At 65.7% G+C, this 22,646-nt stretch carries 25 protein-coding genes; 15 read left to right on the forward strand and 10 right to left on the reverse strand.

Annotated elements, in window-relative coordinates:
• The first annotated feature begins 1 nt into the window (after nt 1).
• Together thrB and rnhA are read left to right on the forward strand one after the other, a co-directional pair.
• Nucleotides 2-958, forward strand: coding sequence for a homoserine kinase (gene thrB / locus ABWP22_RS08675; RefSeq protein ID WP_353199563.1), 957 nt, complete (start codon nt 2-4; stop codon nt 956-958).
• Nucleotides 951-1,421 carry a ribonuclease HI gene (gene rnhA, locus ABWP22_RS08680; protein ID WP_353199564.1) on the forward strand — a complete coding sequence of 157 codons (471 nt, stop codon included), beginning with the start codon at nt 951-953 and terminating at the stop codon, nt 1,419-1,421. The genes thrB and rnhA overlap by 8 nt, the downstream gene beginning before the upstream one ends.
• An 18-nt stretch (nt 1,422-1,439) precedes the next feature.
• Here rnhA and ABWP22_RS08685 read toward each other — a convergent pair whose 3' ends face one another.
• The 3 genes from ABWP22_RS08685 to ABWP22_RS08695 are packed head-to-tail and all read right to left on the reverse strand — an operon-like array spanning nt 1,440 to nt 4,182.
• Nucleotides 1,440-1,766 carry a hypothetical protein gene (locus ABWP22_RS08685; RefSeq protein ID WP_353199565.1) on the reverse strand — a complete coding sequence of 109 codons (327 nt, stop codon included), beginning with the start codon at nt 1,764-1,766 and terminating at the stop codon, nt 1,440-1,442.
• Nucleotides 1,767-1,825: 59 nt separating this feature from the next.
• The gene (locus ABWP22_RS08690) at nt 1,826-2,980 is read right to left on the reverse strand and encodes a hypothetical protein (RefSeq protein WP_353199566.1); all 1,155 of its coding nucleotides are present in this window, start codon (nt 2,978-2,980) and stop codon (nt 1,826-1,828) included.
• Entirely contained in the window at nt 2,977-4,182 is a 1,206-nt protein-coding gene (locus ABWP22_RS08695) for a jacalin family lectin (protein ID WP_353199567.1), read from the reverse strand. Before ABWP22_RS08695 ends, ABWP22_RS08690 begins: the two co-directional genes overlap by 4 nt.
• Between ABWP22_RS08695 and ABWP22_RS08700 the strand changes: the two genes are divergently transcribed.
• Entirely contained in the window at nt 4,145-6,055 is a 1,911-nt protein-coding gene (locus ABWP22_RS08700; RefSeq protein ID WP_353199568.1) for a winged helix-turn-helix domain-containing protein, read from the forward strand. The genes ABWP22_RS08695 and ABWP22_RS08700 overlap by 38 nt on opposite strands.
• 116 nt (nt 6,056-6,171) lie before the next feature.
• Nucleotides 6,172-7,587: a PucC family protein gene (locus ABWP22_RS08705; RefSeq protein WP_353199569.1), complete on the forward strand. Its 1,416-nt coding sequence runs from the start codon at nt 6,172-6,174 to the stop codon at nt 7,585-7,587.
• Between the two features lie 231 nt (nt 7,588-7,818).
• Here ABWP22_RS08705 and ABWP22_RS08710 read toward each other — a convergent pair whose 3' ends face one another.
• The 3 genes from ABWP22_RS08710 to ABWP22_RS08720 all read right to left on the reverse strand — a co-directional run bounded on the left by ABWP22_RS08710 (nt 7,819) and on the right by ABWP22_RS08720 (nt 8,658).
• Nucleotides 7,819-8,094: a light-harvesting protein gene (locus ABWP22_RS08710; RefSeq protein WP_353199570.1), complete on the reverse strand. Its 276-nt coding sequence runs from the start codon at nt 8,092-8,094 to the stop codon at nt 7,819-7,821.
• Between the two features lie 20 nt (nt 8,095-8,114).
• Entirely contained in the window at nt 8,115-8,267 is a 153-nt protein-coding gene (locus tag ABWP22_RS08715) for a light-harvesting protein (RefSeq protein ID WP_353199571.1), read from the reverse strand.
• A gap of 193 nt (nt 8,268-8,460) precedes the next feature.
• Entirely contained in the window at nt 8,461-8,658 is a 198-nt protein-coding gene (locus ABWP22_RS08720; RefSeq protein ID WP_353199572.1) for a hypothetical protein, read from the reverse strand.
• A gap of 21 nt (nt 8,659-8,679) precedes the next feature.
• Here ABWP22_RS08720 and ABWP22_RS08725 point away from each other — a divergent pair, with 21 nt between their 5' ends.
• Together ABWP22_RS08725 and ABWP22_RS08730 are read left to right on the forward strand one after the other, a co-directional pair.
• Complete coding sequence (locus tag ABWP22_RS08725; protein ID WP_353199573.1) at nt 8,680-10,197, forward strand: M20/M25/M40 family metallo-hydrolase; 1,518 nt, start codon at nt 8,680-8,682, stop codon at nt 10,195-10,197.
• Nucleotides 10,198-10,283: 86 nt separating this feature from the next.
• Nucleotides 10,284-10,769 carry a response regulator gene (locus tag ABWP22_RS08730; RefSeq protein ID WP_353199574.1) on the forward strand — a complete coding sequence of 162 codons (486 nt, stop codon included), beginning with the start codon at nt 10,284-10,286 and terminating at the stop codon, nt 10,767-10,769.
• A 209-nt stretch (nt 10,770-10,978) separates the two neighbouring features.
• Here ABWP22_RS08730 and ABWP22_RS08735 read toward each other — a convergent pair whose 3' ends face one another.
• Nucleotides 10,979-12,082, reverse strand: coding sequence for an MBL fold metallo-hydrolase (locus ABWP22_RS08735; protein ID WP_353199575.1), 1,104 nt, complete (start codon nt 12,080-12,082; stop codon nt 10,979-10,981).
• Between the two features lie 79 nt (nt 12,083-12,161).
• On the opposite strand from ABWP22_RS08735, the gene ABWP22_RS08740 reads away from it, so the two are divergent.
• From ABWP22_RS08740 to ABWP22_RS08780, 9 genes are all read left to right on the forward strand, one after another.
• Nucleotides 12,162-12,755 carry an FMN-binding negative transcriptional regulator gene (locus ABWP22_RS08740; protein WP_353199576.1) on the forward strand — a complete coding sequence of 198 codons (594 nt, stop codon included), beginning with the start codon at nt 12,162-12,164 and terminating at the stop codon, nt 12,753-12,755.
• Nucleotides 12,752-13,417: an HAD-IA family hydrolase gene (locus ABWP22_RS08745; protein ID WP_353199577.1), complete on the forward strand. Its 666-nt coding sequence runs from the start codon at nt 12,752-12,754 to the stop codon at nt 13,415-13,417. The genes ABWP22_RS08740 and ABWP22_RS08745 overlap by 4 nt, the downstream gene beginning before the upstream one ends.
• Nucleotides 13,410-13,667 (forward strand): hypothetical protein, encoded by a 258-nt coding sequence (locus ABWP22_RS08750; RefSeq protein ID WP_353199578.1) that lies wholly within the window; start codon nt 13,410-13,412, stop codon nt 13,665-13,667. The genes ABWP22_RS08745 and ABWP22_RS08750 overlap by 8 nt, the downstream gene beginning before the upstream one ends.
• On the forward strand, nt 13,664-13,921 hold the full coding sequence (locus ABWP22_RS08755; protein WP_353199579.1) for a hypothetical protein: 258 nt from the start codon (nt 13,664-13,666) through the stop codon (nt 13,919-13,921). The genes ABWP22_RS08750 and ABWP22_RS08755 overlap by 4 nt, the downstream gene beginning before the upstream one ends.
• The gene (locus ABWP22_RS08760; RefSeq protein WP_353199580.1) at nt 13,918-14,610 is read left to right on the forward strand and encodes an ATP12 family chaperone protein; all 693 of its coding nucleotides are present in this window, start codon (nt 13,918-13,920) and stop codon (nt 14,608-14,610) included. Before ABWP22_RS08755 ends, ABWP22_RS08760 begins: the two co-directional genes overlap by 4 nt.
• An 83-nt stretch (nt 14,611-14,693) precedes the next feature.
• The gene (locus tag ABWP22_RS08765; protein WP_353199581.1) at nt 14,694-16,226 is read left to right on the forward strand and encodes an acyl-CoA carboxylase subunit beta; all 1,533 of its coding nucleotides are present in this window, start codon (nt 14,694-14,696) and stop codon (nt 16,224-16,226) included.
• Nucleotides 16,227-16,229: 3 nt separating this feature from the next.
• Nucleotides 16,230-16,700, forward strand: a complete 471-nt coding sequence (locus ABWP22_RS08770) for a DUF2269 family protein (protein ID WP_353199582.1) — start codon at nt 16,230-16,232, stop codon at nt 16,698-16,700.
• Between the two features lie 106 nt (nt 16,701-16,806).
• Nucleotides 16,807-17,118, forward strand: coding sequence for a UrcA family protein (locus ABWP22_RS08775; protein WP_353199583.1), 312 nt, complete (start codon nt 16,807-16,809; stop codon nt 17,116-17,118).
• A 490-nt stretch (nt 17,119-17,608) separates the two neighbouring features.
• Nucleotides 17,609-19,612 carry an acetyl-CoA carboxylase biotin carboxylase subunit gene (locus ABWP22_RS08780; protein ID WP_353199700.1) on the forward strand — a complete coding sequence of 668 codons (2,004 nt, stop codon included), beginning with the start codon at nt 17,609-17,611 and terminating at the stop codon, nt 19,610-19,612.
• Nucleotides 19,613-19,673: 61 nt separating this feature from the next.
• Here the strand turns inward: ABWP22_RS08780 and ABWP22_RS08785 are convergent, their stop codons facing one another.
• From ABWP22_RS08785 to ABWP22_RS08795, 3 genes are all read right to left on the reverse strand, one after another.
• Entirely contained in the window at nt 19,674-20,282 is a 609-nt protein-coding gene (locus ABWP22_RS08785) for a hypothetical protein (protein WP_353199584.1), read from the reverse strand.
• A gap of 187 nt (nt 20,283-20,469) precedes the next feature.
• On the reverse strand, nt 20,470-20,970 hold the full coding sequence (locus ABWP22_RS08790) for a methylated-DNA--[protein]-cysteine S-methyltransferase (RefSeq protein WP_353199585.1): 501 nt from the start codon (nt 20,968-20,970) through the stop codon (nt 20,470-20,472).
• 163 nt (nt 20,971-21,133) lie between these two features.
• A complete protein-coding gene (locus ABWP22_RS08795; protein ID WP_353199586.1) occupies nt 21,134-22,606 on the reverse strand; it encodes a Do family serine endopeptidase in 1,473 nt (490 codons plus the stop codon).
• Nucleotides 22,607-22,646: the final 40 nt, after the last annotated feature.

Here is a 22,646-nt window from a genome sequence, read left to right on the forward strand (position 1 = left end):
TATGGCGGTTTACACGCCGGTCAGCGCTGATGATCTGGCCGGGTTTCTGGCGGGCTATGATGTCGGCGAAGCGGTCAGCTTCAAGGGCATCGCCGAAGGCGTCGAGAACAGCAATTTTCTGGTCGAAACAACGCGCGGCCGTTTTCTCCTGACGCTGTATGAAAAGCGTGTGGCCGAAGACGATCTGCCCTGGTTTCTGGCGCTGATGGGGCATCTGGCGGCCAAGGGCTTGCCGGTGCCGGGGCCGATCCGCGACCGGCAGGGGCACAGTCTGCAACGCCTGAATGGCCGCCCGGCCTGCATGATCGAATTTCTGCCCGGCGTGAGCGTGACCGAAGCAACGCCGGCACAGGCCCATGAAGTGGGCGCCGCGCTGGCTGCTATGCACCGCGCGGCCGAGGATTTCACCGCCGTGCGCCCCAACAGCCTGGGGGTTGAGGCATGGGCGCCGCTGGCGTCACGATGTGATGGCCGGCTGGGCGAGATTGACCCCGCATTGCCCGGCCTGGTCGATGCCGGGCTGGCGGCGATGGGGCACTGGCCATCCGGGCTGCCGATTGCGACCATTCACGCCGATCTGTTCCCGGACAATGTACTGCTGCTGGACGGCGCGGTCACCGGCCTGATCGATTTCTATTTCGCCTGCACCGATGCCCGCGCCTATGACGTGGCGGTCACCCATGGCGCCTGGTGTTTTTCCGCCGATGGCCGGCAATTTTTCCCGGAGCGCGCGGCGGCGTTGATGGCCGGTTATGCCAGCGTGATCACGCTTTCCCCGGCGGAACGCGCCGCGCTGCCGTTGCTGGCAGCCGGCGCGGCGCTGCGCTTCACGCTGACGCGCGCCTATGACTGGATCAACACCCCGGCCGATGCCCTGGTGACGCGCAAGGATCCGATGGCGTTTGCGCGGCGCATGGCGTGGTATTTGGACGCGACCCCGGAGCAAATGGGTGGCTGAGGCGCTGGCCGCAAAGCGTCCTGCGGTGGCGATTTTCACCGACGGTGCCTGCAAGGGCAATCCCGGCCCCGGCGGCTGGGGGGCGATCCTGCGCTTTGGCGGACAGGAAAAGGAACTGAACGGCGCCGAAACGCTCACCACCAACAACCGCATGGAATTGCAGGCGGCGATCAGTGCGCTTGCGGCGCTGACCCGCCCATGCAGCGTCGATCTGACCACCGACAGCGTCTATGTGCGCGACGGCATCACCAAATGGGTGATCGGCTGGCAGCGGAACGGCTGGAAAACCGCCGACAAGAAGCCGGTGAAGAATGACGACCTCTGGCAGGCCCTGCTGGCCGCGGCCCGCCCGCATCAGGTGCGCTGGCATTGGGTGAAGGGTCACGCCGGCCATGCCGAGAACGAGCGCGCCGATGCGCTGGCCAATGCCGCGATTGCGGCGATGCAGGCCGCCGCGCGCTGACGTGGTACGGTTGCTGCCTCAACGCGGCGGCGGCACCGGGCGTTTCGGCGGCACGGGCTGCGGGTTCAGCCACTTGGCTTCAGGCGGCTCCGGCGGCAGCGGCTGCGGATTCAGCTGATTGGGACGCGTGCGGGCATCCCTGAGCAGTTTCTGCTGGCGAAGCTGTTCGCGGGTCGGCGCGGTGCCCGGCTCGGTCACCATGGCCTTCTTGCGGTCTGGCACCGGATCCTTTCTGGCGTGACTGGTGCCGCCCAGCGCAACCAGCATCGCAGCGGCGGCCAGCCACCGGATCATGGGCACAGGCCGGACGCTGGCGTGGCGGCCGAACTGAAGAATCTTCGTCATCATCTGCTCCTGTCCTGCGGCTAGGCGCGTGGTTGGTGATGCTGGATTGTAGTCGCCGTTCAATTCACCGGCGCTTCGTAGTCATTGCGGCGGCGGCGCGCGTTGCGATTGTCATCCTGGGCCTGGGCGCGCGCCGCTGGCGTGACGCAGATGACATCATCGGCAACCGCCTCCCGCCAGACAAAGCCCGGCAGGCAGGCGATGCGCTGCACGGGCTCCCGGCACGGCGTGCCGGGTTCACACAGCGAGGGGCGGAAGCCACCGGCCCGGCGCTGCAGCGCCAGTTGATTGTCGGCCCGCACCTGCGCCCGCACCTGCGGCAACACGCACACAAGATCGTCGGGGCGCACCAGCCGCCAGACAAAGCCGGCCTGGCAGCGTGCATCCACGATGCGGCCGCCGGTGCCGAGCGCGATGCGCAGGATATCGGGTGCCACCGTGCCGACTTGGACCGATTGATAGCGCGGCCCCTGACAGACCAGTTGGTTGATCTGCGGCACCGGGTTTCCGGGCAGCATCAGATCTTCGCGCACGCCGGTGGCCAGTTGGCGGCCCAGCACGCCATCGTTGAAATGATCATAGATGGTGGCACCGACGTCGGCGAGAAACGACACCAGATCGCCGGTGAAATTCTCCCCCTTCGGCTTGCTGATGTTGCGCACCGACACGGTGGTGCGCGGCCGGCCGAGACACTGCCCGCCGGCCTGCGGCAGATCGATGATGGTCGTGACCTCCAGATCGAACCGGGTGAACAGCCGCGGATCGGCGCCCTGCCCAAGGCCGATATCAAGGCCGAGCACCGATGTGCTGGGCGTGGTGACATTGGCGGCAAACCGGTTGCGCGGCAGTTCGATCACGAGCTTGATGGCTTGCGCCGGGCCGATCAGCGTGGCCCGCGCCCGGCAGCCGCTCGACACCTCCAGCGCCGGGCGCACCAGTTGCACCCCGGCGATGCGGCTGCCGATCTGGGCGTTGGCCTGCAACAGCGCATAATTCATCCCCGCCCGGATCCAATCCTGCAGCTCGCCCAGCCGGGCGCAATATTGCGCCCCGTCGAACATGTCCGGGCGCGACAGCAGGGTTTGCGGCGGCGCTTCGATCAACAGGCCGCGAATGGCGGGCAGCGGGCCGAAATTCTGCTGCGCCCTGGCCCTTGGTGTGGCCGCCAGCAGCGTCAGGCAGAGCGCCGACAAGATCGGGATGCGGCGGTTCATGGTTGCACCCGGCGTTGTTCGGCCATCGCATTTTCGCGGGCCGTGAGGTTGCGCACCTCCGGGGTGACGCACACGGCGTCGCCGGGAAACGCCTCGCGCCAGACAAAGCCGGCGATGCAACTATAAGGGCCGGACGCCCCGTCCGGATCGCGGCGGCTTTCGGCCCGCTGATTGTCGTGCACCGCCCGCACCCGCGAATAGCTGAGCACGCATACGCGATCATCCGGACCGGCGTTGCGCCAGACAAAGCCAGGCAGGCAGGCATCGGCCGTCGGGGTCGCGCCCGCCGGCGGCATTCGGCCGAGCCGGCGGATGGGACGCGCGGGCGTTTGAGCGGACGACGCAGGGACTGGCTTGGCGGTCATGCTGGGCAGCATCAGCACCGGGAGCGGCGTGGTGCTTACCACCTTGGCGCAGATCAACCCGACGGCGTTCACGTCCTTGCCATGCCGTACGACCAGGCCGGTTGCATATTCCGCACCAGGACAAGGATTATCGACAACGCTGGCAGCTGTGCCAACTTGAGGACGTAGGGCAACCGACGACGATGTTCTTGTCCCACCGAACCAGCGATTTTGCCCGGCATCAGCGCCGTCGCATGGTTTGGAGCAGGAAAACTGGAGAATGCGCACACGCCCCTCGGTGTACAGATAGTAAAACTGGATCGATCTGATCCCGCCTCCGGGATCACAGTTTGATTCCGTTGGGCTGCCGCCGTTGCCGCCCTTGGTTGCCAGTCGTATGGTTTTCCCCAACGCGAAATTCGGCAGAACTTCTGAACAGATCACCTGGATCTGATCGATCCACGTACCGGTCCGGCCGGAAAAGCCGCTGAGAACATATCCAGCCGGGCATACCACTTGATGTTCTGCATCACCGCGGCCACCCTCGGCCGGAAACTTGGTCTGCGCCGGTGCCGATGCCGGCCATATCAGGCAGCAGACGGTCAGCAGGGCACCAGGTGTCCGGGAATGTCGACGCCCACCCCGGCACGGGCCGGGCTGATCGAGGGCAGGCCTTGGCGGCAGCGGTGACAAGATGCTGTGTGTCATGACCAATTTGGTCAGGCGAAACGTTGGAAAGCGCCATGGCGCAAAGCTGATGGATTGCTGATCAAAAGCTGATAATTTGCCCGCACGCTGCCCGCAGGAGCCTCGCCACGCCATGACCTCAAGCTGGGAACCGATCCGGCTGGCCGACATCGCCCCGCTGACCATCGGCCCGCTGCACATCGGCCCATCGACCCTGGAACTGCGCAATGGCCCGGAACGGACCATGATCGAGCCGCGCATGATGCAGGTTCTGGTCGTGCTGGCGCAGGCCCAGGGCACCACCGTCTCGCGCGATGAACTGGTGGCCCGCTGCTGGGGCGGAGTGATCGTGGGTGACAATGCCTTGCAACGCGTCATCTCGCGGCTGCGCGATCTGGCGCAAACCATTGGCCAGAATGTCTTCACCATCGAAACGGTCAAGCGGGTCGGGTATCGATTGGTGGAATTGCCATCACTGCCGGCGGCGGCTGGCGAGCCATCGGCGCCCGCGCTGGCAGCCCAGCCCGCCGCTGGGGCAATGCCGGCGCCTGCCCACCCCCCGCATCGCCGTCCGCTGCGCTGGTGGGCCCCTGCCCTGATCGGCGCGGCCGGGCTGGCGCTGGGCCTGTGGTTGCTGATCACCCCGGCCGCGCCCACCAGCGCCATCATCCAGATCGAGCTTGATCCCGGCACCAGCTCTGCCCGCGAAGCGGCGCTGACCCTGGAACTGATGCGCGCGCGCCGCACGCCTGATCTGCCGCTGTTCCGGGCGGACGGCGCGGTGGACGACGCGGATTTCCGCTTGCAGGCCGCACCCGGCCCGGCCGGCGAGGCGACCGATCTGTTCAGCCTGCACGATCGGCGCGGCGGCGTTTTGTGGTCGACTTCGCTGCCGCGCGCGCCGCCGGGCGCGCAGCTCAAGGCCATGACCGGCGCTGCCGGGGCGGTCCTGTTCTGCGCTTTTGGTGCCGGCGGCCTCGACCGGCCTTATGATCCCGAAGCCCTGCGGCTGATGCTGGCGCTGTGCGCGCAGCAGCGCATCGACGGCAAATTGCCGGATCAACAGCAGCTCGATCAGCTTGCCGGGCTGATGCCAAAAAGCCCCCGTGTCGCGGCGTGGCAGGTGTTGCGCGCCATCGATTGGTACCGGTTCAGCCAGCTGACCGGCGGGCACGACAACCGCGCCGGGCTGGAACGGCAGGTGGCCCGGCTGCGCCGGCTTTCGCCGGGCCATCCCATGGTGGTGATCGGCGAAAATGCGCTGCTGCCGGCCGGGCGCTGGGGCCAGCGCCTGAACCGTATCGACACCGCCTTGCAGCAGCAGCCCGGATCGGCGGCGCTGCACGAGGCCCGCGCCGCGCTGCTGCGCGAAATCGGCGAGCTTGGTTCGGCCGTCTATGCCGCTGGCAATGCCCTGCGGCTCGATCCCTATGATGTGCAGCTGCATCATGCGCTGATTTCCGCGCTTGGCTTCTCCGGGTTCATAGCACCGGCCCGCAAGGCCGCGCGCGAGGCCGAATTGCTTTGGCCGGGATCGGCGGCCATTCGCGACGCGCGTTTCCGCATCGAATGGCGGCTGGGTGACGCCGCCACCGTGCTGCGTCAGCTTGAAGCCGGGGATTATTTCGACTCCGGACCGCGCGAGGTGCAGAATTCGCTGTTCCGCAACTATCTGCTGGCCCGAATGGAACCGACCCCGGCGCGCATCGAAGCCGCGCTGGCGCCGCTGCGCCGGCAATGGGCACGCGAACCGAAAATCCCGTTCTTGCTGCTGCAGGCGGCCGCCAGCCTGGGCGCCCGCGATGAGGCATTGGCGATCATGCAGCACCCGACCGCCATTGCGGAATTGCGCACCGGCCCGGAAATATTGTTTCGCAGCTATTTGCAGGATCTTCGGCAAGACCAGCGCTTCATGCGGGCGATGGCCGATATCGGCCTGGCACAATTTTGGCTGCAGCGCCGCGACTGGCCGGATTTCTGCTCGGCGCCCGATCTGCCCTATGAATGCCGGGCCCTGACCCTGGAGATTCTGGCCCGGCGCTGATGCCGGACCGCCCCGACGATGATTGGGGCGCCCGCTGCAGCGGCTGCCACCAACCCCATGATGTTCCCTTCATCACCCCATTGCCAAGCGCCGTGCAATCGGCTTTGAGTCACGCCATGTCTGCCGAACCCGTTCCTGCCCCAAAGGGCGTCAACGCCCAGTTCACCCGCGTCTGGATGACCTGGGGCGCGCGATTCCTGCCGTTCTCCGATGTCGCAAGCCCGACATTGCCATTGTCGCGATTGCTGCGGCTGTCGCTGATCCAGGTCAGCGTGGGGATCAGCCTGGTGCTGCTGGTCGGCACGCTCAATCGCGTCATGATCGTCGAACTGCACGTGCCGGCAAGTCTGGTGGGCCTGATGCTGGCGCTGCCGCTGTTGGCGGCGCCGTTTCGCGCGCTGGTCGGCCACAAATCGGATACGCACAAATCGGCGATGGGGTGGCGACGGGTGCCCTATATCTATCTTGGCACCATGGTGCAGTTTGGCGGTTTGGCCATCATGCCCTTTGCCATCCTGGTCTTGTCCGGTGCCCAGGAGGCTTTTGACGAGCGCCTGTGGCTGGGCATACCGGCGGCAGCGATCGCCTTTCTGATGGTCGGGGCTGGCGTCCATATCACCCAGACGGTCGGGTTGGCGCTGGCCACCGATCTGACGACGGAAGAGCAGCAGCCCAATGTGGTCGGGCTGATGTATGTGATGCTGCTGATTGGCTCGATCGCTGCGGCGTTGTTCTTCGGTTGGGTGTTGAAGGATTTCTCACAGGGCCGTCTGATCCAGGTGATCCAGGGCTGTGGTGTGGTGACCATCCTGCTGAACTTTGCCGCGCTCTGGAAGCAGGAGGCGCGGGTTCCGAGTCGGTTGCGCACGGCGCCACTCGCCCCCGATCCCAGCTTTCGCGAAAGCTGGGATTTGTTCGTGGCCCAGGAAAAGACCCTGCTGCGGCTGATCGCAGTCGGGCTGGGCACATTGGCGTTCTCCATGTCGGATATCGTTCTGGAACCCTATGGCGGCGAGGTGCTCCATTTGGGTGTCGGCGCCACCACCTTGCTGTCCGCAACGATGGCCGGTGGCAGCCTCTTGGGCTTTGCCTATGCGTCCTATGTGTTGTCCTTGGGTGCCGATCCATTCCGCATGGCCGGCCTCGGCACGGCGATCGGCTTGCCGGCCTATGGTCTGATCATCTTTGCGGCCGGCTCGGACACGCCGGAAATCTTCACCTTGGGCGTGCTGCTGGCTGGAATCGGCACCGGATTGTTCGGTCATGGCACACTCACTGCCACCATGCGACTGGCACCCAAAGGTCAAGTCGGCATCGCAATGGGCGCCTGGGGGGCGGTGCAGGCGACATCCCAAGGCGTGGGCGCCACCATCGGCGGGGCATTGCGCGATCTGACGCGTGGCATTGATCTGGGACTGCCACTGCCACAAGCCGCCAACGGCTATATGCTGATCTTTGGGCTGGAACTGGCGTTCATGCTGGCCACGCTGCTGGCGATCATCCCATTGCAGCGTCGCGAACAGAATGACTGAATTGCCCAGCGGTTGATGCGTTGCCGCCGAAGCGCTGCGATTGAGCAACATGCCGATGCCGGGTGGTGACGGCGCCTGCAACGCCGAGCCAGCCGGAGTCCCAGTTCATGCCAGGCATGAACGCGCAGCAACGCACGGCTGGTAATCTTCGAACGAAAAAGGGCCGGGCCCCCCGTCGGGGGGGCCCGGCCCTGTTGTTCAGTCCCTCCGGCGCAAGGCCGGAGACAAGACTTACTTGGCAGCTTCGGCCGGAGCCGCTTCTGCAGGGGCTTCAGCAGCCGGGGCCATGGCGTCAGCAGCCGGGGCTGCTTCAGCAGCCGGAGCCGCTTCCATTGCGGCCGGTGCTGCAGCCTGGGCAGCAGCGCCTTCCCAGAACGCGGCGAACCACGTGGTGTGGGTCAGGATCGAGAAGTGAATCGCGAACGAAACACCAGCGACCCAGACGAGAAAGAACAGCGGCAGACCGACGCTGGGGTTGACGTAAAGCCAGATACGACCTTCATTCATGAGTCAGACTCCCCTCTTGCTTACTTCAGCCACGGCGTCAGAACGAACGCCAGGATGTGTGCAACAATCGCGGTGCCAACATAAATCCGCGTGCCCCACTTGAGGCCTTCGTTGATTTCAATCGCTTCCTTTTCGGTCAGCCCGGTCGGGTAGACCTTGGTATCATCAGCCATAGGACACTCCTCTCCCATTCGGAAAATTCGCCGGCCCGGTAATGGGCATCGGCTACCCCGCCTGTTTGCCGGAATGGGTAACGAACGCTTGCGACCCAATCCTTGCTGCAGCCCATTCGCCAGCGGCGGTCCCCAGGGAGAGACGCGGCGCGGTGTCGCAGCGTATTAATCCTTAGCCATTCCGCCGCATGTGTCAATCTGTCGCCGCACCATCATGTGCGATTGATTTGTCGATTTTTCCGACCGCCAAATTGTTGCGTTGCAACAAAGGCATGCCGCAAATGCCGACGGGCTTGGCGGACTGCGGCGGCCCTGCCAGGATGGCACAACTGCCGGCAGGAAGAGCGCAATGCGCTTGCCCGCCGCAAACAAATTCCGGCTGCATCTGCATCCGGACTGGGGAGACAAGCGTATGACCATGTTCGATCGCCGCACTTTGCTGGCCGGTTCAGCCGCAGCGCTGGCGCTGCCGGGCGCCGCCCGTTCTGCGACCGCGCCGGCTGCCGCCGCGCAAAAAACCATCCGTGCCGCCATTGATCGCCAACTGCCGGAGAATATCGCCCGCATTCAGGCCTGGATCCGCAGCCCCGGTATCGCGGCGGAAAATTATCGGATGGAGGAAGCCTGCGCCTTCACCATGGACCTGATCCGCGATGCCGGCTTCCAGATGGTGAAACGCATGCCCACCACGGGCCAGCCCGGCATTTTCGCCACGCTCGACGCCGGCGCCAAACGCACCGTCGGCATTTATTTCATGTATGATGTCAAGCAGGTGAACCCTGCCGAATGGACCAGCCCGCCGTTCGAAGCGCGCATCATCGACAAGCCAGGCTGGGGCAAGGCCATCGTCGGCCGCGGTGCCATCAACCAGAAAGGCCCGGAAGCCGCCTTCCTCGCCGCGCTGCACGCGTTTCGCGCCGCCGGGCAGAAATTGCCGGTCAACCTCGTGCTGGTTGCCGAAGGTGAGGAAGAAATCGCTTCGCCGCATTTCCACGAGATCGTGCAGGCCCCCGAAGTGCTGGCGGCCCTGAAAAAATGCGACGGCATCGTCATCCCCACCGCCTGGCAGAGCCCCAATGGCAGCACCACGATCAACCTGGGATCGAAAGGCCCGATCGAATTCCAGTTGATCGCCAGTGGCGAACGCTGGGGCAAGGGGCCAAAGGGGGACATCCACAGCAGCCAGCACGCGCATGTCGATTCGCCTGTGTGGCATCTGGTGCAGGCGCTGAACACGCTGGTGAAGGACGATGGCTTCACCCCGGCCATCGATGGCTGGTTCGACAATGTGCGCGGCCTGACCGCGCGCGAGAAAGAACTGATCGCGATGACCGCGGCCAGCCAGAACGAGGCGCAGGCCAAGGCGGCGATGGGCGTGAAAATGTGGATCAACAACGAGCCATGGCAGCAATCGCTGGAGCGTTTGGCGTCGCAGCCCACCGTGAACATCCAGGGACTGGTCGCCGGTTACATGGGCCCGGGCGGCAAGACCGTCCTGCCCGGCCGCGCCGAAGCCAAGCTGGAATGCCGCCTGGTGCCCAACCAGACCTTCCGCGAAGCCGAAGCCAAGTTGAAGGCGCATCTGGCCAAGCGCGGCTTTGGCGATATCGAAGTGGTGGTGTCCGGCGGTTACGACCCCACCGAAACCGCCGAAGACGCCCGCGTGGTGCGGGCCCAGCAGGCGGTTTATGCCCGTTTCGGCGCGGCCGCCACGCTCTATCCGCGCAACGCCGGGTCATGGCCTGGCAGTGTCTTCACCCAGCCGCCCGTCTCCCTGCCCGCCGGCCAGTTCGGCCTGGGCCACGGCAGCGGCGCCCACGCGCCGGACGAATATTTCGTGATCGAAAGCAGCAACCCGGCGGTGCAGGGGCTGGCCGGCTGCACGGCGGGATTTGTCGATTTCCTGTATGAAATGGCGGTCGCCCGATAGGCCGGCTGAGCAGCGCAGAAGGAGGCTGACTGCAAGTTTCGCCACAGGCGACCGGAACTGACCGGATTGCAGCGCCGTTGGAATGGGTGGATGGCGACGTGCGTCAGGGCCGCGACGACGGAACATGGGCAACCCCACCTGTTTCCGTTCATCACGGGGTCGACCGGCTGCCTGCGCGGAGAATGAGGTTGAACGGATCACAGACAATCCTGTTGGTGGAGGACGAAGCCTTTGTGGCGATGATGCTGCAAGACGTACTCGAAGCGGCTGGGTTCCCGGTGATTACGGTGCACAGCAGCGGCCTGGCCAAATCTGTTCTGGAAAGCCGGCCGGGCGATCTCGCCGCGGTCATCACCGATATCCGCCTGGGTGGCAGCGTCGACGGTTGGGAACTGGCCCACTATGCCCGGTCGCAAATTCCGGATGTACCGATCGTGTATCTGTCGGGCGGCAGCGAGCATGACCATCGCAGCATGGGCGTCGCGCACAGCCTGCTGATCAGGAAACCTTTCACCTCCGCACAGTTGCTGGCGGCAGTCAGGCCCCTGCTGGCCATGACCCCGGCGCGATAGAGGGGACAGAGCGCCGCACATGCCATCGCAGGCGATTGATGGTCTGCGGCATGACTGAGGAAGCCCGTTGGCCCGGCAGACCGAAGCGGCGATGCGTTGGCCTTTCCGGTGGAATTTGCCGAAGAGGGCAAAGCGGGCATGGCAAAACAATCCGACGGGTTACGTGTTACCGAACCGAGTCATGCGCCCGCTGGCAAATGCGCCCGCCCTCACACCTTCACGAACCGGTCCACCCCGCCGGTATCCGTCACCCGGTTCACCCGGCCACGTTCTTCCAGCCAGTGCAGGTGCGCCACCGTCTCGCCCGTCGCCAGGCCATAATCCGCATCCCCGATCGGGCGGCGGAACAGGGCGGCGAAGCAATCGACCGCAGTGCGCGGCGTTTCACAAAACGCCTCCAGCTTCTCCAGTTTGCCGTGGTGATCGGCGGCGAGTTGATCGAGGCGGGTGTGCAGGCCGAAGAACGGCTCGTTATGCGCCGGCAGCACCAGCACGTCGGCCGGAATGGCGCGCAAGCGTTCGATGCTTTCCAGCCAGTCGGCGAGCGGATCGGCGTAGGGCTCGGTGGGATAGACCGACACATTGCTGGTGATGCGTGGCAGCACCTGATCGCCGCTGATCATCAGGCCATCACTGACCAGGCAGGCATGTTCGGGGGCGTGGCCGCGGCCGACGACCACCTGCCATTGCCGTGCGCCGATGGTCAGCACATCGCCGTCCTTCAACCGCTTGAAGCCAGAAGGCATTTTCGAGATGATCTTGCCGAAATTGCCCCAGGCCTTGGCCTTCATCGCCGCCACCTGTTCCTCGCTCCAGCCGGCGCGGATGGAAAAGGCCACGGCTTCATCCGGCGGGGCATCGCGCACATCCAATGTGAGCGTGCGCGCCAGCAGATATTCGGTGCGGGTGATTTCCAGCGGCACGTTGAATTTGCGGCACAGCCAGCCGGCCATGCCAAGATGATCGGGGTGATAATGGGTGACGATCACCCGCGTCACCGGCTTGGCCTTGAACGGCCCGGCCAGCAGCGCTTCCCAATTGGCCTTGCTGTTGGGCAGGCCGACGCCGGTATCGACGATCGCCCAGCCGCCATTTGGCCCGTCGCCTGCATCCAGCACCCACAGGTTGATATGATCCAGGCCGAACGGCAGGCCCATGCGCACCCAGTGCACGCCTGGCGCCACTTCATGCGTTTCGCCGGGGCCGGGCACCCAGCGGCCAAAGGGATAATCGAGGCCGCGCATGCTGTCGGGCGTCCGCGCTTCGGTGCTGGCCTGGCCGGCGGGAATGGGCAAGAGCGGCGGCGGTTCCATGGTGCAGCGCTAGCCTGCCCATGGCGCGGCGTCGACTCTCCTTGCCGACAGGATGGGGGTGAGGCAGGAAGCGCGGGCTATGCACCCCAATGCCGCCTTCCGCAGCGACGATGATCCGCTGGCCTTTGTGGCCGCGTACAGCTTTGCGCATGTTTTCGGCCAGACGCCGGCCGGCCCGCGCGTGGCGCACGCGCCGGTGCTGGTGACGGCGCACGGCAGCCTGATGTTCCACCTGGCCAATGGCAATGCATTGGCGCAGGCGCTGGACGGCATGGTTGCCGTGGCCAGCATCGGCGGGCCGGGCCATTATGTATCGCCCAATTGGTATGCGGAACCGGCGAACAACGTGCCGACCTGGAATTATCAAGCGGTCGAAGTGGAGGGGCCGGTGCGTGCCCTCGATGAAGACGAATTGGAAGCGCTGCTGAACCTGTCGTCAGCCACGTTCGAACCGCGCGTCGGCCAGGATTGGACAATGGCCAAGATGCAGCGCCCGCGTGCCGAAGCGATGATGCGCGCCATCACCGGCTTCGAGCTCACCCCCACAGCCATCCGCACCACGTTCAAGGCCAGCCAGAACCGCAGTGCCGCCGATGCCGCCGGCGTGATCGCCGCGCTGGAACAGTTGGGCGAAACCGCCGGCGCTGCCGCCATCCGAAAGACGCGATCATGAAGCCTGGCCCAAAACTGGCCGTCTTCGATTGCGACGGCACGTTGATCGACAGCCAGATCAACATCATCCGGGCGATGGCCAGCAGCTTCGCCCGCCATGGCCTCGCCGCGCCTGACGATCACGCCACTCGCCGCATCGTCGGCCTGTCCCTGCTGGAAGCCATGCAGGCGCTGTTGCCGGATGCTGATCTGGAACTGCAGCAATCGCTGGCCGATGATTACAAGGCCGCCTTCCAGCGTTTGCGGGCCGATTCGGCGCTCGATCCCGAACCGCTCTATCCCGGCATCCGCCGCCTGCTCGATGCGCTGCACGGCGATGGCTGGCAGTTGGCGGTGGCCACCGGCAAATCGGATCGCGGGCTTCGCCTGGCGCTGGAGCATCACGGCATCCACCACCTGTTCGTCAGCTTGCAGACCGCCGATCGCCACCCATCGAAACCGCACCCGTCGATGCTGCGCGCCGCGCTGGCCGAAGCCGGGGCGCAGGCGGGCCAGGCGGTGATGATCGGCGACACGATCTTCGATATCGCCATGGGCCAGGCCGCCGGCGTGCGCAGCATCGGCGTGGATTGGGGCTATCACGAGGCCGACGAACTGATCGAGGCCGGCGCCGCCGCGGTCGCCCGCGATGCCGGCCATTTGCAGGAGCTGCTGCGTGGCTGAACCCGAGAACCCGGAAGGCCCGGCACCCTCCGCCATGGTCGCCCGCATGCGCAAGATCGGCTGGTCGCGGGTGACCATGTCGCTGATGGTCGGTAGCCTGTTTGCCTTTCTGGCCTGGCAGGCCCCGGCGTCGACGCCCGGCATTGGTCAGGTGCTGCGGTTCCTGTTTGGCGCGACCGCCGTGCTGCAATTCGCGGCGGCGGCGATGATGGCCTGGCGGCTGCGCCAACGCCCCGGAGCAAGATCATGACCGACAACCAGGCCCCGCTGCCGCTGGCGGAAGCCCGCAAACGCTATCTGATCTATGTCGGCGTGCGCTTTGCCGGGCTGGCGGTGATGGTCACCGGCCTGTGGCTCAGCCAGACCGTGGGGCAGGCAGCCGGCCTGGTGGTCGCGCTGATCGGCGGGCTGACGCTGTTCGTGCGGCCCAAGCACCTGGGGCTGACGAAGCGCGGTTCTGGGCGCGGTTCTGGGCGCGGTTCTGGGCGCGGTTCTGGGCGGTGAAACGGTTCTGGACGACAGCGGCCGTTACCGAAGCGGAATCGGGTTGGGGTGTGGCACTGGACGGCAAGCCGCTGCGCACGCCGGCGCGCGCAGCCTTGACTTTGCCCACCGAAGCGCTCGCCCACGCAATCGCGGCGGAATGGAATGCCCAAGGCGAGCTGGTCAACCCACGCAGCTTGGCCGTAACCGGCCTGGCCAATGCCGCCATCGACCGCGTGGCGCCCGAAGCGGCGGCCTTTGCCGATGGGCTGGCGGTGTTCGCCGAAAATGAGCTGCTCGCCTATCGCGCCGATTATCCGCCGCCGCTGGTAGCGCACCAGGCCGCTCAATGGGACCCGTGGCTGGCGTGGGCGCGGCAGCGTTATGATATCGTATTCACGACCGTCACCGGCATCATCCACCGGCCGCAGCCGCCGGCGACGCTGGCGCGCATCACCGCCGCCTATCGCGCCTTCGATATGTTCCGGCTGGCGGCGCTCAACCCCGTGGTGACGATTTCGGGATCGGCGCTGATCGGCCTGGCGGTGGCCGATGGCGCCATGGATGCCGCCACGGCGTGGACCATCGGCCATCTCGATGAACTGTGGCAGGCCGAACAATGGGGCAAGGACCCGCTGGCCGAAGCCGGCCATGCCGAGCGGCAGGCCGACCTGGGCGCAGCGGTCGTGATGCTGGCTTTGCTGGCCTGAGATTGCCAACGGCCTGATACTTGCCCCTTGCCGGACGCGGCGCAATTGCTAGGGATCAGCACAACAAGGAGTGGGCCGTCGCCATGCTGAAGACGCTGGAAGAACTCGAACGCCGCCGTGATGCTGCCCGACAGGGCGGCGGCGCGAAGCGCATTGCCGCGCAGCACGCCAAGGGCCGGCTGACGGCGCGCGAGCGGCTCGATATCCTGCTCGATCCCGGCTCGTTCGAAGAGCTCGACATGTATGTCGAGCACAACTGCACCGAATTCGGCATGCAGGACACCATCATCCCCGGCGACGGCGTGGTGACGGGCAGCGGCACCATCAATGGCCGGTTGGTATATGTGTTTTCCCAGGATTTCACCGTGTTCGGCGGGTCGCTGTCGGAACGCCATGCCCAGAAAATCTGCAAGATCATGGACATGGCCATGAAGGTCGGCGCGCCGGTGATCGGCCTGAACGACAGCGGCGGCGCGCGCATCCAGGAAGGCGTGGCATCGTTGGGCGGTTATGCCGAGGTGTTCCAGCGCAACGTGCTGGCATCTGGCGTGGTGCCGCAGATTTCGCTGATCATGGGCCCCTGCGCCGGCGGCGCGGTGTACAGCCCGGCGATGACCGACTTCATCTTCATGGTGAAGGATTCGAGCTACATGTTCGTCACCGGGCCGGACGTGGTGAAAACCGTGACCAACGAATTGGTGACGCAGGAAGAGCTGGGCGGGGCGATCACTCACAGCACCAAATCCGGCGTGGCCGATCTGGCGCTGGAAGATGATATCGATGCATTGCTGCGCACCCGGGCGTTCTTCGATTTCCTGCCGCTGAACAACCGCGAACAGGCACCCTTCCGGCCGACCAGTGATGATGCGCTGCGGCTGGAGCACAGCCTGGACACGCTGATCCCGGACAGCGCCAACAAGCCGTATGACATGCATGAGCTGATCGCCAAGGTCGCCGACGACGGCGAATTCTTCGAGCTGCAGCCCGGCCACGCCGGCAATATCCTGATCGGCTTTGCCCGCATCGAAGGCCACACGGTCGGCATCGTCGCCAACCAGCCGATGGTGCTGGCCGGCTGCCTCGACATCAATTCGTCGAAGAAAGCCGGGCGCTTCGTGCGTTTCTGCGATGCCTTCAACATCCCGATCGTCACCTTCGTCGATGTGCCCGGCTTCCTGCCCGGCACCGCGCAGGAATATGGCGGCATCATCAAGCATGGCGCGAAACTGCTGTTCGCCTATGCCGAAGCCACCGTGCCGAAAATCACCGTGATCACCCGCAAGGCCTATGGCGGCGCCTATGACGTGATGGCATCGAAGCATCTGCGTGGCGATCTGAACTATGCTTGGCCCACCGCCGAAATCGCCGTGATGGGGGCCAAGGGCGCCGTGGAAATCATCTTCCGCCAGGACATCGGCGACAAGGACAAGATCGCCGCGCGCACCGCCGAATATGAAGCGCGCTTTGCCAACCCGTTCGTGGCGGCCAGCATGGGCTTCATCGATGAAGTGATCATGCCGCACGCGACGCGCAAACGCATCGCACTGGGCCTGCGCAAGCTGCGCACAAAGCAGCTGAGCAACCCGTGGAAGAAGCACGACAATATTCCGTTGTGATGCGTGCCTGAACCCTATCTCGTCTGGAAATTCCTGCACCTCACCGGCGTGGTGATGCTGATGGGCAACATCACCGTCACGGCGATCTGGAAGTTTTTCGCTGACCGGGATGGCCGGCCGCAAGTGCTTGGCTTTGCGCAGAAACTGATCACCTACACGGATTGGTCGATGACGGTGTGGGGCGTGGTGCTGACCATGGCCGGTGGTTATGGCCTGGCCATCATCGGCCATTTCCCGCTGCTGGAAGGCTGGATGCTGTGGGCGCAGCTCTGCTTCGTGGCGGCGGGGCTGATCTGGCTGGGGCTGATCGTGCCGATCCAGATCAAGGCGGCCGGGCTGGCACGACAGTTTGCCGAGGGCACCGCGGTGCCTGATGCCTACAAGAGCTTGTCAAAGAAGTGGATTTTTTGGGGCCTGATCTCCACCGTCCCGTTGCTGGCGGCGCTGTGGCTGATGATCGCGCAGCCTGGCTGAACCAATGTTTCAACAAAATGACGATTAAATGACAGTATGATGACATTCCTGTTGCAATGATGTGACGAGCGGCGCAATCTTCTCCCATCGTACTGGGAGAGAGAGCATGCGTATCCTGATGGCAATGATCGTGGCAGCCGGCCTGGCCGCGCCGGCCTTGGCGGCAGATCCGGGTTATGAACAGGCGCGGATCGTCGTGAAGATCGCCGATCTGGACCTTTCGGCGCAGTCCGGGCAGCGTGCGCTGGACAAGCGCGTGCGCATCGCCGTCAGCCGGCTGTGCGGTTACCCGGCCACCTTCAGCCGCGACGAAGGCGAAGCACTCGCCGCCTGCGAGGCCGATGCGATGCAGGCCGTCGCGCCGCAGATCAACGCGCTGCGCCGTCGGCTGGCCATGACGGTGGCAGCAAACCGCTGAACGGACGGACACTGCTTGCGAAAAGGCCGGCAGGGGCAACCCGCGCCGGCCTTTCTGGTTCAACGGGCCCTTGGCGGAACCAGGTCGTGAACGTGCAGCGGATCGCCAGCCGGCGCCGCCCGCGCCACGGCGACCGTCTGCAAGACGTACTTCATGCCACACAAACTTTACAATAGGGTGGCCGACGCTGCTCGGGGGAAACAGCGCCGGCCGGCGCCGGGGCCACTGGGGGGAGGAGTGGACCCGACAAGGTGGGATGAAGATCATCAGCTGCACCTGTGGGAGAAACGGCGGTGCGAGGCAGAAGTTCCATCGCCGCCCTGCCGTGATCCGTCTTTGCCAGTCACGGCGGCGCACGTGACACGTTGCCCCTTGGTCGCCATCATCGCCAAAATCGATTGACGCAGACACGCCACGCCCAAATCGACCGGTTGCACGGCGCGGCGCGAACGCTATGGAATTGCCGCAAAGCGCCAAGGAGGCCCGTGCCTTGTTCAAGAAGATCCTGATCGCCAATCGCGGCGAAATTGCCTGCCGTGTGATCCGCAGTGCCCGCGCCATGGGCATTGCCACGGTCGCGGTCTATTCCGATGCCGATGCGCAGGCGCTGCATGTGTCCCTGGCCGATGAAGCCGTGCACATCGGGCCATCGCCGGCCGCCGAATCCTACCTGATCGCTGACAAGATCATCGCCGCCTGCCTGGCCACCGGCGCCGAGGCCGTCCACCCCGGCTATGGTTTCCTGTCCGAACGCGCCGGCTTCGTCGAGGCGCTCACGGCCGCGGGCATCGCCTTCATCGGCCCACCGGCGCCGGCCATCGCCGCCATGGGCGACAAGATCGAATCGAAGCGCCGCGCCAAGGCTGCCGGCGTCAGCGTCGTGCCGGGCTTTGTCGGCGAAATCACCGGCACCGATCATGCTGTGGAGATCGCCGGCGGCATCGGTTACCCGGTCATGATGAAGGCATCTGCCGGCGGCGGCGGCAAGGGCATGCGGCTGGCGTGGAGCGAAGCCGATGTGCGCGAAGGGTTCGATAGCGTCCGCCGCGAGGCACTGGCCAGCTTTGGTGACGACCGCGTGTTCATCGAAAAATTCGTCGAACAGCCGCGCCACATCGAAATCCAGCTGATCGGTGATCAACAAGGCAACATCATCTATCTGAACGAGCGCGACTGTTCGATCCAGCGCCGCCACCAGAAGGTGGTCGAGGAAGCCCCCTCCCCATTCGTCACCCCCGACATGCGCCGCGAGATGGGCGAGCAGGCCGTCGCCCTGGCCCGCAACGTCGGCTATTTCAGCGCCGGCACCGTCGAGTTCATCGCCGGCGCCGACCGCAGTTTCTATTTCCTCGAAATGAACACCCGCCTGCAGGTGGAACACCCGGTCACCGAATGCATCACCGGCCTCGATCTGGTCGAATTGATGATCCGTGTCGCCGCTGGCGAGGCCCTGCCCTTCACCCAGGCGGATGTGCAGCTCAATGGCCACGCCATCGAAACCCGCGTCTACGCCGAAGATCCGTATCGCGGCTTCCTGCCCTCCATCGGTCGCCTGTCGCGCTGCCAGCCGCCGGAAGCCGGCCCGGATGACGAAGGCCGGCTGGTGCGCATCGATACCGGCGTGATCGAAGGCGCCGAAATCAGCATGTTCTATGATCCGATGATCGCCAAGCTGATCACCTGGGGCCCGACCCGCGCCGATGCCATCGCCGCGCAGGCCGAAGCCCTGGATCGCTATCAAATCAAGGGCATCAATCACAATATCGATTTCCTCGCCGCCATCATGCAGCATCCGCGTTTCCAGGCCGGCGAGAATGTCACCACCGGCTTCATCGCCGAGGAATATCCCGAAGGCTTCCACGGCGCGCCCGCGTCGGCCGAAACCCGCGACGCGCTGGTCGCCGCCGCCGCCATCATCCACACCGAAACCGTGGCCCGCGAACAGTTGATCGATGGCCAACTCTCTGGCGATGGCGCCGAATATGGCATCCACTGGGTGGTCGAACTGGACGGCGAGCAGATCCCGGTCGAAGTGCTCGGCGAAGGCGGCAGCCACGAAGTGCTGATCGAAGGCCGCGACCTCGTCGTGCAATCCGGCTGGCGCGTGGGTGACGCCATCTTCACCGGCACGATCGATGGCGTGGCGGCGGCGATCAGTGTGGCGCGCAAGGGCAGCACCCTCACCCTCACCACCCGCGGCGGCGCCCACAAATGCCGCACCCTCACCCCGCGCGCCGCCGAACTCGCCCGCTTCATGATTCCCAAGGTGGCGCCGGACATGAGCAAATATCTGCTCTGCCCGATGCCCGGCCTGGTCGTTTCCATCGCCGTGGCCGAAGGCGACAAGGTGGAAGCCGGCCAGCAACTGGCCACCGTGGAAGCCATGAAGATGGAGAATATCCTGCGCGCCGAAAAATCCGGCGTGGTGGCGAAATTGCTGGCCAAGGCCGGCGACTCGCTGGCGGTGGATGCGGTGATCATGGAATTCGGCTGAGCGGGCCGTGGCCGCGCCAGCCACCTAAACGCAATTTACAAGGTTACAAAGGTTCCGCTTTTCACGCTTTTCTGGCGCGTTGCCTGCCAATATGATCGGGGAAGGGCGATTGGCGTGCGGGCAGGCGCGGCACGTCCGGCACGCGCTCCATCTCGCGAAAATGCAGCGGGTCCAGCCGTTCACCCACCCAGTCCTCACGATCCGGCAGATCGTCGATCAACTCGCGCAATTGCGACAATTCGCGAAACTGGCGTTCGTGGCCGCCGGTCATGCGCTGCGCCCGGTCCAGCATGTTGATCAGCAAGCGCGGATCACAGGGCCTGCGCTGCACCGCGACCACAACGCCTTCGCGGACGATTTCCACCTCTTCCCCATTCAGCACGCGGCTCAGCGCCGTCTGCTTGATGTGCAGCCAGGCCTGATTGACGGCCATATCCCAGGCGGCCCGAAAATCCGCCGCATCCGGGTGGCGGCGCAGGCGGTAGGCGCTCTGCGCCGTCATCCCCACCCGCCGCGCCGCCGTGCGCACACAGGCGCTATCCGCCAGCACCTCGATGAACTCCTGCTGCCGCGCCGGCGTCCAGCCATCATGGCGGGTCTTGGGCGGCAACATGGCCTCGAGATCGGCGGCCGTGATGGGGGCGGTGATGGGGGCGGGATCATGGCTCATGGCCGGGACTGTAACCCAAAGCGGGGCTTGTAGGACAGACCGGGAACAAGGCAGGCCAGCCTCCGGCGGGCAGGGACTCGCCCCTGCACCCAGTTGGCCGCTCTCCCCTCTCCCCTGAAGCCGGCCCCGGCGCGCCGAAGGCGAGCAAAGCCCAGCGCCGGGGCAGGCGTCAGGGGAGAGGGGAAATTTACAACATCGCCCCTTCATGCCGCAGCAGCCAGGCCTTGCGTTCCACGCCGCCGGCATAGCCAGTCAGCGCGCCGTTCGCGCCGATCACGCGGTGGCAGGGGACGACGATGCCGATCGGATTTGCCCCATTGGCCAGGCCGACGGCGCGGCTGGCGCTGGGTTGGCGAATCGCGGCGGCGAGCGCGCCATAGCTGCGGGTTTCGCCGGCCGGGATGGCGCGCAGGGCGGCCCAGACGCGTTGCTGGAAATCACTGCCGATGCGGGCGGTGGGGATGCTGTCCAGCGCAGTGGGCGTGCCGGCGAAATAGGCGGTGAGTGCGGCGGTGAGCGCGGGTGGCGCTTCGCCGGGGGTGAGGGGTGCAGCGCCGTGATGGCGGGCGAACAAGGTGCGCAGGCGCGGTTCGTAATCGGCAAAATCGAGCGCGTGGAGGGTGCCATCGGGCGCGGTGACGGCGAGGAGGTCCGCGAGCGGGCTGGGGATGCGGGAGAGGATGTGCATGGGCGATGCCTTCCACCAAAAAATCTTGTCATGCTGGCGCAGTCCAGCATCCATGGTGGGGCACGGGCCTGGCTGCACAGTGGCTGCTGGCCGGCGCCAGCATGACTGGGTTCTCCCTATACAGGCATCCCCAGCGTGACTGGCGGAATCCGGCTCTCCCGTTTCAGCTTCGGCAGCTCAGCCCGCCGACATTGTTGACCCCGCATTCGGCGCGCTGTTCGCCGACGGCAAAGCGCACGATCAGCGCGCCGGTGCCCGCCAGACGCGTCACGTCGGCGACCGTCTTCACCGGTTGCCCGCCCAGGGTTTCCAGCAGCGCGCCGGGGCGCAGGAAGCGCGCGGCGGGCGCATTGGCTTCGATCGCCACCACCACCACGCCGGCTTCGGGCAGGCCGGCGCCGAGTTCCTGGGCATAGGCCGGCGACAGATTGGCCACCGTGACGCCGGCGAGGATGGAACGGGCGCTGATGCGGGTGATGCTGCGCGGCGGGTTTTCCGGCGGCGGCGCCAGTGTGACCGGCACCGCCACGGCGGCACGATCGCGCCACAATTGCACATTCAGCGTCTTGCCGACGCCTTCGGTGGCGAGGCTGTAGCGCAACTGGCCGCCATTGGCGACTTCCTTGCCATCAACGCTGCGCAGCACATCGCCGGCCCTTATGCCGGCCCGCGCGCCAGGGCTGCCGGGCACCACCGCCGTCACCAGCAGGCCGCCGGGGCGATCGAGGCCGAGTTGTTTGGCGGTGTCGGCGGTCAAGGGCTCGCCCTCCACACCGATCCAGCCGGAGACCAATTTGCCCTTGTCCGCCGCGGTGAGGAACACGCGGACCATCTTGGACGGGATGGCAAAGCCGATGCCGTTCGACGCGCCGGTGCGGCTGTAGATGGCAGTCGGAATGCCGATCAGGCGGCCTTGCGCATCGAGCAGCGCGCCGCCGCTGTTGCCGGGGTTGATGGCCGCATCGGTCTGGATGAAGAATTGCCAATCCGACACGCCGATGCCGGTGCGCGCCAGGCCCGAAACGATGCCGGTGGTCACGGTTTGCCCGACGCCGAACGGATTGCCGATGGCGACAGTGACATCGCCAACCTCCAGGCGATCGCTGTCGGCCATGCGGATGACCGGCAGCGCCGCGCCTTCGGTATCGACCTTGAGCAGCGCCAGATCGAGGCGGGGATCGGCAAACAGGATGCGCGCCTTGAATTCGCGGCGATCGGCCAGCGCCACCAATATCTGATCGGCGCCTTCGACGACATGGTTGTTGGTGACGATCAGGCCATCGGCACCGACGATGACGCCCGATCCCAGCGATTGCTGCACGCGCGGCTGCACCGGCGCACCGCCGAAAAAGCGCTGCATGAATTCCTCGTTCATGGTGCGCGGGCGGCGATCGAGCGTGGCGGTGTAGATGTTGACCACCGCGGGCGCGGCGGATTTGACCACCGGCGCGAAGCTGAGCGCCACCTGGCCGCCGGCGGCGGGTACGGCCCGCGCCACTTCGCTGGTATCCATCGGCGGGATTTGCGCCGCCACCCGCCCGGTATCGGACATGTTGGCGACGCCGACGGCAATGCCAGCGCCGGCCGCCACCCCCAACATGATGCCGCCCAGCAGCTTCAGCTTTTCAACCATCATTCTGATCATCCCGTGCATGTCTCCGTGATTGCGGAGCCAA

It is taken from the genome of Sandarakinorhabdus sp. (assembly GCF_040398665.1).
In the GTDB taxonomy this organism is placed as follows: domain Bacteria; phylum Pseudomonadota; class Alphaproteobacteria; order Sphingomonadales; family Sphingomonadaceae; genus Sandarakinorhabdus.

Excerpts from the sequence above, each read along its gene's own strand:
- ABWP22_RS08740 (WP_353199576.1), top strand. The coding sequence starts at position 12,162 with ATGCACCCCAATGCCGCCTTCCGCAGCGACGATGATCCGCTGGCCTTT.
- ABWP22_RS08725 (WP_353199573.1), top strand. The coding sequence starts at position 8,680 with ATGACCATGTTCGATCGCCGCACTTTGCTGGCCGGTTCAGCCGCAGCG.
- ABWP22_RS08775 (WP_353199583.1), top strand. The coding sequence starts at position 16,807 with ATGCGTATCCTGATGGCAATGATCGTGGCAGCCGGCCTGGCCGCGCCG.
- ABWP22_RS08720 (WP_353199572.1), bottom strand. The coding sequence starts at position 8,658 with ATGCAGATGCAGCCGGAATTTGTTTGCGGCGGGCAAGCGCATTGCGCT.
- ABWP22_RS08765 (WP_353199581.1), top strand. The coding sequence starts at position 14,694 with ATGCTGAAGACGCTGGAAGAACTCGAACGCCGCCGTGATGCTGCCCGA.
- ABWP22_RS08795 (WP_353199586.1), bottom strand. The coding sequence starts at position 22,606 with ATGATGGTTGAAAAGCTGAAGCTGCTGGGCGGCATCATGTTGGGGGTG.
- thrB (WP_353199563.1), top strand. The coding sequence starts at position 2 with ATGGCGGTTTACACGCCGGTCAGCGCTGATGATCTGGCCGGGTTTCTG.
- ABWP22_RS08790 (WP_353199585.1), bottom strand. The coding sequence starts at position 20,970 with ATGCACATCCTCTCCCGCATCCCCAGCCCGCTCGCGGACCTCCTCGCC.
- ABWP22_RS08685 (WP_353199565.1), bottom strand. The coding sequence starts at position 1,766 with ATGACGAAGATTCTTCAGTTCGGCCGCCACGCCAGCGTCCGGCCTGTG.
- ABWP22_RS08710 (WP_353199570.1), bottom strand. The coding sequence starts at position 8,094 with ATGAATGAAGGTCGTATCTGGCTTTACGTCAACCCCAGCGTCGGTCTG.
- ABWP22_RS08785 (WP_353199584.1), bottom strand. The coding sequence starts at position 20,282 with ATGAGCCATGATCCCGCCCCCATCACCGCCCCCATCACGGCCGCCGAT.
- ABWP22_RS08735 (WP_353199575.1), bottom strand. The coding sequence starts at position 12,082 with ATGGAACCGCCGCCGCTCTTGCCCATTCCCGCCGGCCAGGCCAGCACC.
- ABWP22_RS08715 (WP_353199571.1), bottom strand. The coding sequence starts at position 8,267 with ATGGCTGATGATACCAAGGTCTACCCGACCGGGCTGACCGAAAAGGAA.
- ABWP22_RS08695 (WP_353199567.1), bottom strand. The coding sequence starts at position 4,182 with ATGTCGGCCAGCCGGATCGGTTCCCAGCTTGAGGTCATGGCGTGGCGA.
- ABWP22_RS08745 (WP_353199577.1), top strand. The coding sequence starts at position 12,752 with ATGAAGCCTGGCCCAAAACTGGCCGTCTTCGATTGCGACGGCACGTTG.
- ABWP22_RS08690 (WP_353199566.1), bottom strand. The coding sequence starts at position 2,980 with ATGAACCGCCGCATCCCGATCTTGTCGGCGCTCTGCCTGACGCTGCTG.
- ABWP22_RS08705 (WP_353199569.1), top strand. The coding sequence starts at position 6,172 with ATGTCTGCCGAACCCGTTCCTGCCCCAAAGGGCGTCAACGCCCAGTTC.
- ABWP22_RS08755 (WP_353199579.1), top strand. The coding sequence starts at position 13,664 with ATGACCGACAACCAGGCCCCGCTGCCGCTGGCGGAAGCCCGCAAACGC.
- ABWP22_RS08700 (WP_353199568.1), top strand. The coding sequence starts at position 4,145 with ATGACCTCAAGCTGGGAACCGATCCGGCTGGCCGACATCGCCCCGCTG.